The organism is Pseudomonas sp. UBA1879 (assembly GCF_002338065.1).
Classification (GTDB): Bacteria; Pseudomonadota; Gammaproteobacteria; order Pseudomonadales; family Pseudomonadaceae; genus Aquipseudomonas.
The window spans coordinates 459,935-473,844 of record NZ_DDHJ01000004.1; the positions used below are offsets into that span (position 1 = coordinate 459,935).

Genomic DNA, 13,910 nt, shown 5'->3' on the forward strand with positions numbered 1-13,910 from the left:
TTTGCTGACGTGTTTTCTCAGTCACCAGCTATACGACTTTATCCCGACCCGAGTGACCATCAGCGTCAAGAGCAACGAATGCTCGGACATCTCACCTTCAGGTGATGCCGGTGGTATTCCAAGTTCTTCCCACCAGGTCCCTGGACCGTCCCATGTTAACTCATGGCTCAAACCTGTTCCGGCCGGTTGCAGCGCCTGTTCAAGGCTGTAGCGCTCTGAGTTAAGGCTTTCTACGTGCGTCAGTAATTTGGATTCTGTACCAACCGCCCCAGTAGCCGCGATCGCTGTTGGGCCATGTTGAATCGGCGCCTGGTCCACTATTGGGGGGACTGCTACGGGCTCAGGCAACGCAATCATTGCAGCTGCTGGGGGAAGCGACGGCTCCGGCGTAGGAGGGGGGGATATCGAGACAGATTCATCGACGCGCCGCTCAAAAGTGATAGCGCCCTGCGTCATGCTCCTGTCGTGAAGAACCGACCGCATGTGTTCGTAGTCCACCTCGATGTAGCTAAGCGTAGTGGCGATGTTGGAGTGATTGAGCAGGCTCTTGGTCAGGTGAATGTTTCGCTCCGGCTGCCTCATCAGGTCCGTGGCAAGGGTGTGCCGGAAGCGATGTGGCGTCATGCGGATGCCAAGGTGTTGAGTGATCTTCTTGTACATGCCCTCGACCTGATCGGTATTCATGACCACGGAGCGGTAATGCCTGGAAAACCGATTCACGTTGAATAACTGATCATCCGATTCGAACCCCAACGCTTCAGCAGCATCCAGTAAGCGTCGAATATGCGGCTCCAGCCCCGGCATGATAGGGATCGAAAACTGCCGATGGGTCTTTTCGGTATCAGCCTCGACCATGATCATTCGGCTGTCCCAGTCAACGTCCTTGACGCGGATGCTGAGCAGTGCGTTGAGCCGGACGCCGGTGTAGTAGAACATCTCAAAGACGGCGAGCCAGAACCAGGCGGGGGTAATCCTGCTGCGCCTACCCGTCCGACGCTCTTCAGCCACCAGCGTTTTCAGCCACTCGCGAGCATGGCGGATGCCGTCGCGCACGATGGTTTTGCTAGGGCGTCTCGGTGGGATCACCGCTGTTTTTCGAAAAGGGGTTGATGGTGCTGTGTGCCAGCGTTCCCTGCTCGATGGCATACCCCCAAACCGTGCGCAGGTGGTTCGAATAGGTGTTCCAGCTTTGTTTGGCGAGCCCTCGATCGAGCTCCTGGCGGCGCCATTCCAGGATGGCTCGGTGGTTGATGGATTCAACCGTGCAGTCCTCTCCGAAATGCCTGAGCAACGCTCGGGTGGCAGAAAGGTAGGTGCCCGCCGAGGCCTGCCTTAGCACATGCGTAAAGATATAGTCCTTGGCGAGTTCCATCGGAGTGTTCATCAGACTTTCTCCGATACGGGCATTTCCACGCTAAGGCTGGGGTTGTCGAAAGGAACGTCGACAAAGATCGTAAGTGGGTCCTTGAGCAAATAGCCTTTAAGCTGTTTGGTGCTTCTGGGACCCGTGACGGTGCACGTCCAAATGTTCAAGCTCTTCTCCGTTTTGAGGTGCAATTTTTGTTTTTCGAAGGCTCGTTGTACTAACTGCCAAGCATGGATGTTTCGCGCTTTTGCCTGCGCTTCCAGTGCTGGAAACTCCTGCACGAAACGTTTGAAGATTCCCGGCGTGACCAGCATCGCGGTGCCAGCCACGGTGTGCACCAAAGCCTTGGTGTCATTGATGATGATTCTGCGGGAAGCGAGCCCTGTTCTGAGCCAGTCCACGAACCCTTGACCTAGATCGACGGTCTGCGTCGACGGCGCTTCACCGAGCTGTTCTGCAGATGCATCGGCGGTTGCCGCGTCGCCAGCGTCAGTGGCAGTGGCATTTTCTTGAGTGGTCGACTCAGCCTTGGCTTGCAAAGCATTGTCGTCTGGTGATGTGGTTGGCGTGTCTATGCCGTCGAGAAGGCCGAGCAAGGCTGCGATCTCATCTGGATCAACACAGGTTCCCGCCCGAGGTAGCTCTGAATGATTTGTCGAATCGGACGTATCCGCTTGGGGATATTCAGTCGAGGGTGTTGGCTGTTTTGATCGAGAGCTGACGTTCTCCTCCGTGGTTTCGGTCGCGGTGGCCGTTTCCACAGTCAATGTTCCAAAGTAAGCAGGAGGGCGATCGCCGGGATCGTTCCAGATCAGCGCAGGTGAGAGCTTGAGCAGGGTGAAGGTGTTCTTCCAGCCTTTGCCATTATCGATGGCCACCTTCCAGATCGCTTTGTCCTGAGCATTGGTCTGTATGACCCCTTGATCTTGCAGCATGTTGAAGAAGGGGGCGTTGGAGCTCGGCACATTCTCTATTCCCTGGGTGAGCAAATAGGCGCGGAGCTGGTCGGCGATCGGCTTGCTCACCAGCCATAACGCATCGTCCGTAAGCCAGCCGTCCGAGGGGCCGTCGGGCTGGTTCAGCTTGAGTCGGTCTCGCACCAGATGACGCAGACCCTCTGCGAGTTGCCGCTGTAGCGACTGTTTGGGGGCTGCCAATGCGCGCGAAGGATTGCCGCCGAGCTCCTGCGCGACCGACGCCTGATCTGCGCGAATGACGATCTCGCCGAGAATCCCGGCTCTTTCGTACTGTCCGGCCAGAACGAAGATCAGTTGCGACCAGGCTTCGGCGAAACCGCTTAGCCAGTCCAGGATGTCTGTCGACAGAATCTGCGTGTAGATGAGCGCCGCGGCCGCTCCATGCAGGTGGTAGTCACGACCCTTCACATAGCGAAAACGGTAGGGCGTTCTGAGCGGGCCGTGCCACGGGTGCCAAGCGCTACCGTCTTGACGTTCGACCTGGATATCCGTGACGAGCTTCCCTACATCATGCAGAAGCGCGCCATAGGCGGCTGCGGCAGTCCACGCTTCCGCCTGTGCCGATTGAGACTCAGGCGGAGCTCCAATCGGCAGCAGGTATGACTGGCGAATCTTCAAGGCGTAAGCAACGATTTCCAGTCCGTGATCGAGCATCCCACCAAGATGCGCATGGTGATGGTTCTCGGAGGCAGGAAGCTGCTGGACCAGATCGGCATAGCGGTGCAAAGGCATGCGATACAACGTCTGGAATTGCTGCCGAGACAGCGATGCGCGCTGCCAGATGTTTTCCAACAGCGCCTGCCTACGTGGGTAAGCCAACAAGACATGACTCTCTTGCGGGGGCAGGAACCCGTGAGTCGACACTATGTCGTCAGGCGCTGCCTTGTTTCGGCGAAAGAGAGAAAACATGCCCTGCTCCAAAAGTATTTACAGGGCAGGCTTTTCCTCTATCCAAGAAGGTGCGTTCAACGGGAAAACATTACTTGCTCCGTCACCTATTTCGAGGGGCACTGCCCATTCAATCGATTTTGGAGCCCTGGAAATGCAAACGTATAGAGGATGATTCCGGGTCTTTCGTACGCAACTTCCTACAGGGTAGGTCGGCTTAATTCCGCGCTTCCTACGCGGGGGTGAGCTATTTTCTGTAGCGTGTCTGGGCGGGCGTGTCAGATCGTGAGGGAAGAGGGCCTTTTGCGAAGCAAGCCCTTTCAGGTAGGGCTTTTACCCTTGGCGTACCGTTCCCTTCGCTTGGAAACCCTTTGTTGGTGGGCCTTTTGGCTGGTCAGGCCTCCGGCAGATGAAGCCTGGCTTCCATCGCGTCATGCAGGATTCGTACGACTTCGATCACTTGGTCATCCGCGATGCGGTAAAAGAGAATGTGTCGCGGATTTTGCACCAACCTCTGCGCGCCCGAGGCACGCTTTCGGGAGTAAGTGAGGTGAAAACTTCGAAGGCCGGGGGCGATTTCATCACGCATGCTGCTGCCGATCCGACTTGGCGTTCGCGCTACGTCCTCCATCGCTGTCTGCAGCAGTGTCTGATAACGGAGCCTCGCTTCAGTACCAAACTGCACTTGGGAATGTCGCAAAATATCCGTGATGTCTGATAAAGCGGCCTGAGAAATGCGGTATCGCGGATTGCTCAATCCTCGTCTCCAACCGAGCCAGAGACCTGGTTACCGATGTCGTCCAGTAGTCCGCCGAGCTCATCGCCACTTATCTCGACGAAACGGCCAGTCTCCAGATCCATCAATCCCAACGACGTAGCGTGTCTAAGCGCCTCGAGCTTGGCGGCTTCTTCTGCTTCACGTTTCTCCAGAAGCCGCAGGCCTTCGCGAAGCACTTCACTTGCATTCTGGTACCGGCCAGAAAGGACCAAGTCATTCACAACCTTCTCAAGGTGGTCGGTGAGAACGACGTTTCGGGTGGCCATGGTGCACTCCGCAGATAAGAGAGATCGAGTTGGCATAATATGCCATACGACTTGCAGGAGCGTCATTCTCGACGTATACATACTCGAAACGCTTCCAAGGAATGGAGTGGTCGAGAGTTGGGAAACCGAAAAAGCCAAGCGCTTTGCAAAAATTGTGATCACCTCATGGTACCCAGAGTAGTGTTCCGGGACGGTGAGCCTTCTCATTCAATTTGTCCTTTCTGTGGCGCGCCTTACAAAAATTTTTGCTCCAGCGAACACGCTTTCGCATTTGGAGAGTTCCTAGGTGGGCTTTGGAAGATGCCAGCCGTCGAACAGGGCTTCCTGGCAACTGTTACCCAAAGTGGAATTTCTGAGTCTTCCGCAAAATCCATCTTCAAATTGCTCAAGCTCGGCGTTGTAGTCGTGCTCGTCTATCTAGTGAATTAACGAGGTTTCGGTATGACCACAAAACCTGTTTCCGGCGTAGCCGAAGCACTGGGCAAAGTTTTGGGCTCGGTGGTGGTGTTTTTCTTGAGAGATAACAACCTCGTCTATCGATGGGTTAAGCGATCCGCCTTGATCGTTCTGGTCGTGATTTTTCTTCTCCATAGCTGGCGAGGGCTCGCACAAATGCTTGTAACGCTAGGGGTTGTGGGGATTGTTGTGCTGGCACTGGCTGCTCGGGACTCTGTAGGCCGGGGTGCATCAACGAGCGGACAAACTTTCTTCGATGAGAATCCGGAAGCCGAGGATGCATCTCAGGACAATGATCCTCACTCTCAAGCGAATATCCATAACTCCCTATTTCATGAGAGTGATTTCAACTGGCGTAAAGATGAATGAGGAGCGGTTCTCCGCTCCTCAAGGTCGTTAGTCTTTCCCAGAGGAGACCGATTTAATCCCTCGTTGGGCAAGTCCGCCTGCTGCTGCGCCCGCTTGCTGTACGGACCTGCTTCCGTCCGACAGTCCGGACAGCAGATTCCCGGCATTGACTCCCGCCCATCCGAGCGCAGTGATCCATAGCATGGGGAAAATGATAAACATCGAGGCCATAACGAAATTCAAGATTGCGTCCTGAGTCGCGGTGTTCAGCCCCATCACCGGATCAAGACTCAAATGTGGCGAGCCCACGCCATACAGCGCCTCCAAGATCGTGGTATCAACCCATCGCGCCAGTTGAAACCAGAAGTCCACGAAGATCAGAGAGAAGAAGACCACCGTCATTGTCATGGCTGTTTTGAGCTGGTAGGCCCCTACGACCAAAACCAACGGCATGCTGATGACCATCGCCATCTTCAAGAATGCCATCACCATAGGCAGGGCCTGGCGCACCATGTCCATCGCAGGGAAGTAGCCGAGCGATCCCAGCGCGACGCCTAAGGTACCTCCCACACGTGCCAATCCATTCCAGACGGTGCCTCCAACCTGGCCACCGTAGTCTGAATACACGTCCCCTTGAATCTGCTTCGACGGCGAGGCAATTTCCCGTATCAAGGACTCTGTGACTTCGTCTCTGGATAGCCATTTTGCCCAACCCAGAAAACGCGTTGTGAGGTCCGGATCAATCTGCTCCTGGATCCTGTCTTTCAATCCGATCCCACTGTCGGACCACCATTGCTTACACGTGGGGTATCCGCCGCCTCCGGTAACTTCAGGCAGCCCAACATCGCGGCGTTCGTCATAGGGCCATGGCGAACGTGGTGTTTTCGAATAGTCGGTATCGTAATAGCCCGACGTATTCAGGAATGTATGAGAGCCGATCCAATTCAGGTCCTTAAGCATGATGTTGTGATTCGCAGCGGAGCCGAGGTCGGGCTGTCGCATGAAAAGCCGAGCGCGCGATGGGCCGTAGCAATCGTGAGTGAAGTCGGCGATTTCCTGGGCAAGAAGGGGATTGCTGATGCGCGATGCATCGACATCCATCCGCATCTGCCTAAGGTCTGTTCCGCACGGAATTGAGGCGACCGCGCCATTGGTAAGGCCCTTGGACAGTGCGTGCATGAAGGCCCACCAAACCGGCATCTGGGCGCTCTTGCCAGCGAGACTACTGAAAGACGTGTTCCAGCCCGTTTCGGTGGGAGAGGGCAGTTGATACTGACACTGCTGCGCTCGGGCCTGGTCAAACTGTAGCGTGTCGAAACTGACCCGCACCGCCGGGACGCCGCAAAGCGCGACAACGACGTAGCCCACGTAAATGCTGGTCTCGATTCGCGCCAGAGAGAGAACACCTTTGTTCCCTTCATCAGCGCCTTCTCCACGCGCTTTGAGCCATTCCCTGAGCACGATGACGCAAAAGGGCACAGCGAACAGACCTGTATCCTGGATCATCTCCCAAATGCCGTTGTTGATCAGCCAGCCGACCAGCGTCAGGTAATACTCCAGGTAATCATTGGTATAAAGCGTCACTGAAGGCCTCCCGGTTGAACTCCTACCTTGCTGAACTCAATCAGCAGCACCAAAAGGACCACGAGTATTTCGATCCGGCGCAGAGGTCGGTTTCGAGTGCCTGACCCCTGTGCTCTTAGGCTTGTCCTCAACTTGCACCATGCGTAGATGAGGCCTGCGTAGATAGTGATGCGCCAGGCGAACAGTTGCCAATAATGGTCCACTCTCCAGCTCTGCCAGCCTTCAACACCCCCAAACAGCCGAAGCAACAGCGCGTAGAGCAGGATGGTCGCGAGTGAGATAAGTAACAGGCACAGCACTGGCCTCACCGCTCTGCCAACGAGCATGGGTATTTTCAGAAGACGAGTCAGGAGCGGGGCTTTGTGATCGACCATGGCTTCGCCCTTAGTCCCCGGATTTGGGCGATTGAAGCTGGTTCAACCGGTTCGTGTTCGGATCACCTTGCATCACGCCGCGAGAGTTTTCAGATCGCGTTCTGCTTCGCTCGATGATCTTCATCGGCGAGTTCTGAGCGAGTTGCTGGCGCATATCGAGCTCGATTTTCAGGTTGCCGATTTCCTGCTGCAACGCTGAGTTCTGCTGACTAACGGCTTGAACGGCGAGGTCATTGGAGGCGACATTGGGCTCCTTGCTTCCAGCCATCATCGTACGCTGCAGCGCCAGTGCTTTTTCGAGCACGTCGGAGAGGGCGACCTCGGATGCGAGTCGGCGTGCCAGCAGATCCTGATCGCGCTCATCCTTCAACGCGGCGATGACGCCGCGAGTGATCGGCAGCGAGTTGCTGCTGGCGGCCTGCAGGTTGTCGGGTGACAGGGATTTACTGCCGGTGAGTAGATCCTGCAGCGCTTTCAGTTTGGTGTCGTAGGTTTCCTGGATCAGCGGTGTGAGCCCCACTCCGGGCGCGGTCACGGTTTTGGCGCAGTCTTCACAGGTCTGCTGTTGTTGCTCTCCCAGCACTCGGTTGGCAAACGTGGTGGCCTCTTCCGGGGACGACCAGACATTGCAGATCAGGCCGTTATTGCAACTGTCTTTGCTGATTGAAGAGCTGTCTCCGGCCGATCGTTTATTCAGCAGGTTATAGCCAGCTTTGGCAACGTCTCCGACGATCTTGATAGGCTTTTGGCCTGAACCACCCGCGCGGTTGCCACCGACCCACGTGACACCGTCGTTGCCACCTTTCTTTTCGACCTGCTCGACTGCTGACACTGCATCGGTATTGGTCGCGAGGGTCTGAGTCATCGCCTGACCTTCGGCAAGCTTGCCCCAGCCCATCTGGTTGCCGGCAACATCCGCCATCTTGTCCGCAATGGCTCGGCAGGTTGACTTGGACCTGTCAAAGGCGAGCCTGGCTTGCAGAATTCCGTTCGTGAGCAAGTTATACAACGCCGGGTTGGCGCGCTGTAGCACCAGCGCCGGCAACGAGCCGACAGCACCTGTCGCATTGGAAACGACCGAACTCATGATGTTCTGAAACCCGGCAGTTGCACCATTCAACTGATTTTCGAGGGTCGTGCTGAGGTTCATGTTTCCGCAGATCGGATTGGCACTCCAACCGCCTCCGACCGAAATGCTATCCATATTGCCAGCGCTGCCCATGGTGACCGCGCTGCCACCTCCGATGCTGTACAGCACGTCATCGCCGATGACACTGCCGGAAGACGAGGCATTGATCGGGTCAGCCGAAATCGCTGTTGCACTGGCAAGGCAACACGCGAGGCCAATCGCCAAAGAACTCCGTTTCATATCTTTCTCCTGTGATTAGAGGGTCAAAGGCCGGTACTGCCGAGAAACGTTTGTCCTCTGCGCTGACAGCATGAATACGGGCGCCACAGCGCCCAGGCGTAACCGCCATCATGGGATTCGACATTCGGAGTGATGCTCGGAAACACTGCGCAACCCGGGCTGAGCACTGGGGTCAGCTCCTGCCACCTACCGGTTGACGGGTTGCTCTCCAGCACTGGACCAGCCGGCCAATAACCCGGCCTCGGCAATGCCAACAGGGGGAAATAAACGTGTAGCTGGGCGGGGCGGGTCGTGATGTCCGCTGCTCGCTGAGCGACAAGGGCTCCGGCCTTGTAGTCATCGATCTGAGGAACAAAGCCGCTACGGGGGTAAACGTTGCCCCACTGATTGGCAATCAGGCTGCTGCCCACCTCACGCAGGCCAGGGGTCAAGGCTTCGGGATACGCTGCCTCGGGCACGCCATACCGCCAGCCGATCGTGTCGCGAGCACTTAGGAAATAAGGCACCAGCGGTAATGACGCGCCACTGCACGCGTACCCTGAAGCGCTGGCAAACTTCATGAACGTCGCCCCACCAGGGTGGCCAATGACGTCGGCCTCCTTGAACTTAATGACGTTGTTCTCGTTTTGATGGTTTGTCGTACCGTCGCCGCCTGCTTGAGCGTCAGCGTTGGCAGCGCCGAGCCCTGACATCTCAACCCAGGGGCTTGCGCCCGTGTTGGAATAAGCTGCCACCACGGCATCGGGGACGTAGTGACGAACCTTGGTCGAGGTTTTGATCTTGCAACCCAAGGGCGTGCACAGCAGCCAGTAGCAGATACCGACGACTTTGTATTCCAGGCATTGCGGGGACAGGGTAGAGCTGATGATTGCCGCTGAGGTGATGGCGGCCGATGCAGAGAACGAGGCGCTCATCGTCACAAGCAAAGCCACTGGACGCAGTCGGGCTCTTATCGGCCTCATGGCTGCGCGTTCCGGAATCGCTCGATCTTCTCCACGGCAGCTTTCACATCTGCTTCGCCGTAAACGACGAATCGACGATCCACGATGACGGCGGGGATCTTCTCGATACCGAGGCTCCATGCGTCTGTGGTGCCTTGTTGGGCCTGCGTCAGATCATGCTGAAAATTAATTCCAGCTGAGCTAGATAGGTAAGACTGGATCGTTTCTGGCGCCTGAGACAGATTAGATGGCAACTGCTGAGTCAGTTGCTCTTCAAGCCGCTCCTGCTCATCCAGGAAAATCACACGAACTCCGTTAGAGTCGGTGATGGGGTGTGCCCGATCGGTAACAACCCAGGTTTCGCCCAAAGCGTGCGCGCATGCGCCGAGCAACATGATCCCGAGTGCTCGACGTGGCTTGGAAGCAGGGGGATGTTGAGAATGGAACATTACGGCTTACCTGAATGGAGTCAGGTACAGCAAACCGCAACGGGCATTTGCATACAGCAGAAAATAGGAACCTGAGCGCTGCGCGATTTTCTCTTCGATAGCTGCCGCGACGATGACTGCACCTCCGCGGTCATCCGGATCATTTCGGAAGATCAAAGACCTAACCTTGGGATGATGCTTAGTCCTCTAAGCGCTTAAGCACTTCGGCTCAGCTGCGTTTCTTCTATCTATTTGTTGTTGATGAGGTACTCCAACCGGTGCCGGCTCTAATTTTCGGTGAACATCACACCGGGCCTACTGATAACCTTGTCGGGATGCCCCGGCCTGACTCTCTCCAGATCCAGCACAATTTTCGTGAAATACTGACAGAGAGGTCCTATGACCACTTGCCGCGCTACTTCCCTTCGTCTTGGCCAGTTCAAACCTCTGATCTGCGTTGCATCCGTCACCGGCAGGCAGCCAGAGAGCGACGTGGTGCTGTTATGGGTGACGTACGCCACCGGCATTCGCGTGACCGAGCAGCCTTGCTTGAAATTGGTGACGTGCTGTATCCCAGCGGAGCACTCAAGCCCGAGGTGTACTTGCGCGCAGACATCACCAAGGGTTGCCGACCGCGCAATGTGTACCTGACCCATGCCCGCTGCCTCGCAGCGCTCGATGCGTGGCTTGCCGTGCGCTTACAACGCCGCTGGGGCTTCTCCGGCGCCGATGAGTATCGTGGGCTACGCCCAAGGATCAAAACTGGTGCAACAGGACGATCCTGTTGAGAATCTGGATTCAGCCGAATCACACTCCGCAGCGCTTGCCCGCAACTGATCAGGACAACCCGTTATGCGCGCGTTTAAATCCAACGATCAGGCCGGTCTCGAAGCCCTCACAATGGTCAACTTGCCCGATCCGGGTATACCGGGCCCGGGGGAAATCGATGATGAGCATCGAGCAGGGAGGCGTAGAAGGCTTTGAACTGGTGTGCAGCGTTCAGGTGGACGGGAACCGATTACTTAAACTGCTGGTTAACGATGTTGTTTTAGGGGATTGCGTTTGGCAGGTGACAAATGCTAGTGGCCAGGTCCTGGAGCGCTCTGAGATTTACCAGGATCTAGCGCATTGTCTGCGTGACGGTCTGAACAAAGCGTTGAAATAAGGAAAACTGCCGAGAATGTGCGCCGATTCATAAGCATTTCTGATTACCTCTCTTAGCTTGGATTAGTGCCGCCTTCAATGATGCAGGCGGACGCTTTGTCACTTGTATGCTTAGGCTGGTTGGCACATCGGCATCCCTTGGAGCGGAGACTAACTCGTGCCCTTTCCAGGCGCCGAGCAAGTGCGCAAGAACCAGTCCAAGTGTTTTGCTGCCAATGGGCTTACGACAAAGACGATGAGGCTTACTGTAATAGGCGTTAGAACCAGTGTTCGATGCCACACCGCCCAGTTGTCAGTCAGCGGACTTAATGCGTAAAGCAGAAGTGTCACGATGGGGTACACGAATACCGTCATGACGATTGCCATCCTGATTTTGGATGGCTTGATCGGAACGCAGGCAGGGCCGTCGCTTGCTCGCAGACGCTTTAAATCGCGGGTCATGGCCTTGGGTATGTTCAAGTCACTGACTCCTAGTACTCGGCGCTAGGCCGCTGGCGGAAACTCTTGTACCAGGCATCAAGGCGCGGATGATCGGCGCCGAAGGCCAGGTCGAACCTCTCCCGGCATGTTTGAAAAATTGAAAACACTGTGCAGTCAGCGATTGTGGGGTTACCTCCTGCCAGAAACTCTTTGTCTCCGATCTTCGTCTCCAGGACATCCAATATTTCGGTGACGTACTCGAAGAGCTTGTTAGCCACCTCCACGGTCGGAGATGGCTCCTTGGCAGGAAAGGATTGGGTGACATTCCACAGCCAAAGCTGAGACCGGACCACCAGATCAGTGCCCAGGCGTTCAAGCGACCGTATCTGTGATCGGGAAGTGGCATTCGTCCCAATCATTGGCGTGTCGGGATACAGCTCCTCGAGATACTCGACAATGGCGGCGGAGTCAGTAATCGGCACCCCCTCATCCGTGACAAGTGTCGGGGCTCGCCCGCTGGGATTCAGTGCGAGGTACTCGCGTGACTTGTGCGCTCCTCCCGCGTAATCAAGTTCATATCGCGGAACGTCAATCCCCTTTTCGTTCAGATAGATGATAACGCGCCGCGGATTCGTCCCCTTTTTAAATTGGTACAAGAGCATCAATCCAACCTTCCGAAGTAGCATTTCAATCAGTTGCCCCGGAGGTTACGCTCTATAAATCCTGTTACAATGGGGTTTTTATGCTGTTACTAAAGTGATGCTTTTGAGAGGTGCAAAGTGACCTCCGATCGATTAACGCGCGCGCCAGCAAAACAAGCGTTGTCAGACTTCATCCGCTACTGTCGCGAGCGTACGTCTCCAGAATCGCTTGGCCTACCGCAGGGACGCCGTCGTCGAACCACAGGCCTACGTCGTGAGGAAGTCGCCGCGTTGGCTGGTGTCGGCTTGACCTGGTACACCTGGTTTGAGCAGGGACGCGACATAGCGGTATCGGACGACTTCCTCCAGCGGTTGGCGCGAGGGCTTCGGCTTGATCGAGCCGAACGGGAGCACCTTTTTGCACTGGCTGGACGTGAGACATTCGCGGATGGGACTGAAGGCGCCGGGCTACCTCAATCCCTGGTAACGATGATTGATGCTCTCGATCAAGCCGCCTACATAATGGACAGCTCTTGGGACCTGCTGGCCTATAACGAAGCGGCAAGGATCCTGTTTGAAGACTTTACGTTGCCGCGACCCAATTTGCTGCGCATCGTCTTCTTCTCTGAACACTACCGGCAGAAGATTCAAGACTGGCAGTTTGCAGCGAGGCTTGTACTGCTCAAGGCGCGCCATGACTATCTGACTGGCGGGAAGAGCCCTATTCTAAAGTCCATCCTCAACGAGGTTCTTCACGCCGTCCCTCAGGCGATGGAATGGTGGGATGATCCCGAAATACTTCCGATCGGCGATACGGACATCACGCTGCGCGACGGACAGGGCTGCTGGCGAAGATATCGCATCAATATTCTTATTTCTAAGGACAGGCCTGGCCTTCGTATCGCCTTCTACGATGAAAAAAAATAAAACGGTCGGCTCTTCCTTCACCACTCTACGAACCGGGTGAACGCCGAGTTGGTTCACCTGAGACGTTATAAGTAGTTGGGGCAGGGCTCTTCGACAGGACGCGCGTGGCGACATTAATGGAAGCCATAGTGACCCTAACCGGTTAACGGAAATGCGGCTACCGCGCTCAAGGGCTTGCTGGCTGATGCCATCCAGGGCGACAAGTCACCCCATCCATCACCAGCTCCACGAACAACGGAAAACAGGACAGTCTATGGCAAGACGATATCCACCAGGACATTGCCCAGATGAATGCTCTGGCGGTCACATCGACCGACAAATGATTGTGAACACAGGGTTGATGGTTCAGCTCCCCGAAAGCGTGCAAGCAGAAATCACAGCGCACGGCGGTGCGAAACGCTGCAGCTACTGCGGGCTGGTTTATCTTTCGCCAATGCTTCAGTACGGATCACGGCTCGGCTTTTGGGACTCCGGTGTGCGGGTGCAAGGCTGGACCTCATAGGAATTGCCGTTATGAGTAAACTGAAAAAATCTGCGTTGATTATGGCTCTGCAATCTGCTGACTGGTCAGGAGTGAGTCTCGGTAACAAAGCTCTGATCCAAGCCGCAATCGATGAGTTGACTGGCATCGCTACAACGAATTCAGAATCGATGATCGACATTGCCAAGGTCGAACAAATGGCAGCGTATTACGAAGCGCCGGAGGCTTTTTTTGACTGGCTTGATTTGATGCGGAACATCCAAACGGAAAGAGCCGGCGATTGGTCCCGGTAGTCGAGGAAAAGACGATGGCCATCTACGAAGAAATGCGGGCACAGCTCCAGGAGCTGGTAGACCTGGTGAAGCAGGACGAACAGTATGCCGCAGCAGTTGCCTACGGCGCGATTGAGGCCGATCAGGGCACCGCCCAGGCTCACCAGCAGCGTGCATTCGCATCGTTAACTGAAGCGTAACTACGGGCTCAAGTGAATCCTCACAGCCAC

13 protein-coding genes and 1 pseudogene are annotated in these 13,910 nt (G+C 55.8%); 5 read left to right on the plus strand and 9 right to left on the minus strand.

Going from position 1 to position 13,910, the window contains the following annotated elements:
- Positions 1-21: 21 nt before the first annotated feature.
- The 4 genes and pseudogenes from B3N48_RS05230 to B3N48_RS05245 all read right to left on the minus strand — a co-directional run bounded on the left by B3N48_RS05230 (position 22) and on the right by B3N48_RS05245 (position 4,275).
- Positions 22-1,384: pseudogene (locus B3N48_RS05230) on the minus strand (site-specific integrase).
- Positions 1,384-3,252: a MobH family relaxase gene (gene mobH / locus B3N48_RS05235; RefSeq protein ID WP_296180314.1), complete on the minus strand. Its 1,869-nt coding sequence runs from the start codon at positions 3,250-3,252 to the stop codon at positions 1,384-1,386. Before mobH ends, B3N48_RS05230 begins: the two are co-directional and overlap by 1 nt.
- 373 nt (positions 3,253-3,625) lie before the next feature.
- Complete coding sequence (locus tag B3N48_RS05240; RefSeq protein WP_296180317.1) at positions 3,626-3,988, minus strand: type II toxin-antitoxin system RelE/ParE family toxin; 363 nt, start codon at positions 3,986-3,988, stop codon at positions 3,626-3,628.
- Positions 3,985-4,275: a type II toxin-antitoxin system ParD family antitoxin gene (locus B3N48_RS05245; RefSeq protein ID WP_296180319.1), complete on the minus strand. Its 291-nt coding sequence runs from the start codon at positions 4,273-4,275 to the stop codon at positions 3,985-3,987. The genes B3N48_RS05240 and B3N48_RS05245 overlap by 4 nt, the downstream gene beginning before the upstream one ends.
- Before the next feature lie 441 nt (positions 4,276-4,716).
- On the opposite strand from B3N48_RS05245, the gene B3N48_RS05250 reads away from it, so the two are divergent.
- A complete protein-coding gene (locus tag B3N48_RS05250; RefSeq protein WP_296180321.1) occupies positions 4,717-5,100 on the plus strand; it encodes a hypothetical protein in 384 nt (127 codons plus the stop codon).
- A gap of 27 nt (positions 5,101-5,127) precedes the next feature.
- On the opposite strand, the gene B3N48_RS05255 is transcribed toward B3N48_RS05250, so the two are convergent.
- From B3N48_RS05255 to B3N48_RS05270, 4 genes are all read right to left on the minus strand, one after another.
- Positions 5,128-6,663, minus strand: coding sequence for a conjugal transfer protein TraG N-terminal domain-containing protein (locus B3N48_RS05255; protein ID WP_296180322.1), 1,536 nt, complete (start codon positions 6,661-6,663; stop codon positions 5,128-5,130).
- 384 nt (positions 6,664-7,047) lie between these two features.
- The gene (locus tag B3N48_RS05260; protein ID WP_296180324.1) at positions 7,048-8,406 is read right to left on the minus strand and encodes an integrating conjugative element protein; all 1,359 of its coding nucleotides are present in this window, start codon (positions 8,404-8,406) and stop codon (positions 7,048-7,050) included.
- A gap of 23 nt (positions 8,407-8,429) precedes the next feature.
- Positions 8,430-9,368: a TIGR03756 family integrating conjugative element protein gene (locus tag B3N48_RS05265; protein ID WP_296180326.1), complete on the minus strand. Its 939-nt coding sequence runs from the start codon at positions 9,366-9,368 to the stop codon at positions 8,430-8,432.
- Complete coding sequence (locus tag B3N48_RS05270) at positions 9,365-9,796, minus strand: TIGR03757 family integrating conjugative element protein (RefSeq protein ID WP_296180328.1); 432 nt, start codon at positions 9,794-9,796, stop codon at positions 9,365-9,367. Before B3N48_RS05270 ends, B3N48_RS05265 begins: the two co-directional genes overlap by 4 nt.
- 925 nt (positions 9,797-10,721) lie before the next feature.
- On the opposite strand from B3N48_RS05270, the gene B3N48_RS05275 reads away from it, so the two are divergent.
- Positions 10,722-10,940: a hypothetical protein gene (locus B3N48_RS05275; RefSeq protein ID WP_296180330.1), complete on the plus strand. Its 219-nt coding sequence runs from the start codon at positions 10,722-10,724 to the stop codon at positions 10,938-10,940.
- A gap of 469 nt (positions 10,941-11,409) precedes the next feature.
- On the opposite strand, the gene B3N48_RS05280 is transcribed toward B3N48_RS05275, so the two are convergent.
- Positions 11,410-12,021 carry a glutathione S-transferase family protein gene (locus tag B3N48_RS05280; RefSeq protein WP_296180333.1) on the minus strand — a complete coding sequence of 204 codons (612 nt, stop codon included), beginning with the start codon at positions 12,019-12,021 and terminating at the stop codon, positions 11,410-11,412.
- Positions 12,022-12,138: 117 nt separating this feature from the next.
- On the opposite strand from B3N48_RS05280, the gene B3N48_RS05285 reads away from it, so the two are divergent.
- The 3 genes from B3N48_RS05285 (at position 12,139) to B3N48_RS05295 (ending at position 13,880) form a co-directional block, all read left to right on the plus strand.
- Positions 12,139-12,927 (plus strand): helix-turn-helix domain-containing protein, encoded by a 789-nt coding sequence (locus tag B3N48_RS05285; protein WP_296180334.1) that lies wholly within the window; start codon positions 12,139-12,141, stop codon positions 12,925-12,927.
- A gap of 513 nt (positions 12,928-13,440) precedes the next feature.
- A complete protein-coding gene (locus B3N48_RS05290) occupies positions 13,441-13,701 on the plus strand; it encodes a hypothetical protein (protein ID WP_296180336.1) in 261 nt (86 codons plus the stop codon).
- A 14-nt stretch (positions 13,702-13,715) separates the two neighbouring features.
- Complete coding sequence (locus B3N48_RS05295; RefSeq protein ID WP_296180339.1) at positions 13,716-13,880, plus strand: hypothetical protein; 165 nt, start codon at positions 13,716-13,718, stop codon at positions 13,878-13,880.
- Positions 13,881-13,910 lie beyond the last annotated feature (30 nt).

Coding starts and splice junctions, on each gene's coding strand:
- mobH (WP_296180314.1), bottom strand. CDS start 3,252: ATGTTTTCTCTCTTTCGCCGAAACAAGGCAGCGCCTGACGACATAGTG.
- B3N48_RS05245 (WP_296180319.1), bottom strand. CDS start 4,275: ATGGCCACCCGAAACGTCGTTCTCACCGACCACCTTGAGAAGGTTGTG.
- B3N48_RS05250 (WP_296180321.1), top strand. CDS start 4,717: ATGACCACAAAACCTGTTTCCGGCGTAGCCGAAGCACTGGGCAAAGTT.
- B3N48_RS05260 (WP_296180324.1), bottom strand. CDS start 8,406: ATGAAACGGAGTTCTTTGGCGATTGGCCTCGCGTGTTGCCTTGCCAGT.
- B3N48_RS05265 (WP_296180326.1), bottom strand. CDS start 9,368: ATGAGGCCGATAAGAGCCCGACTGCGTCCAGTGGCTTTGCTTGTGACG.
- B3N48_RS05270 (WP_296180328.1), bottom strand. CDS start 9,796: ATGTTCCATTCTCAACATCCCCCTGCTTCCAAGCCACGTCGAGCACTC.
- B3N48_RS05275 (WP_296180330.1), top strand. CDS start 10,722: ATGATGAGCATCGAGCAGGGAGGCGTAGAAGGCTTTGAACTGGTGTGC.
- B3N48_RS05280 (WP_296180333.1), bottom strand. CDS start 12,021: ATGCTCTTGTACCAATTTAAAAAGGGGACGAATCCGCGGCGCGTTATC.
- B3N48_RS05290 (WP_296180336.1), top strand. CDS start 13,441: ATGAGTAAACTGAAAAAATCTGCGTTGATTATGGCTCTGCAATCTGCT.
- B3N48_RS05295 (WP_296180339.1), top strand. CDS start 13,716: ATGGCCATCTACGAAGAAATGCGGGCACAGCTCCAGGAGCTGGTAGAC.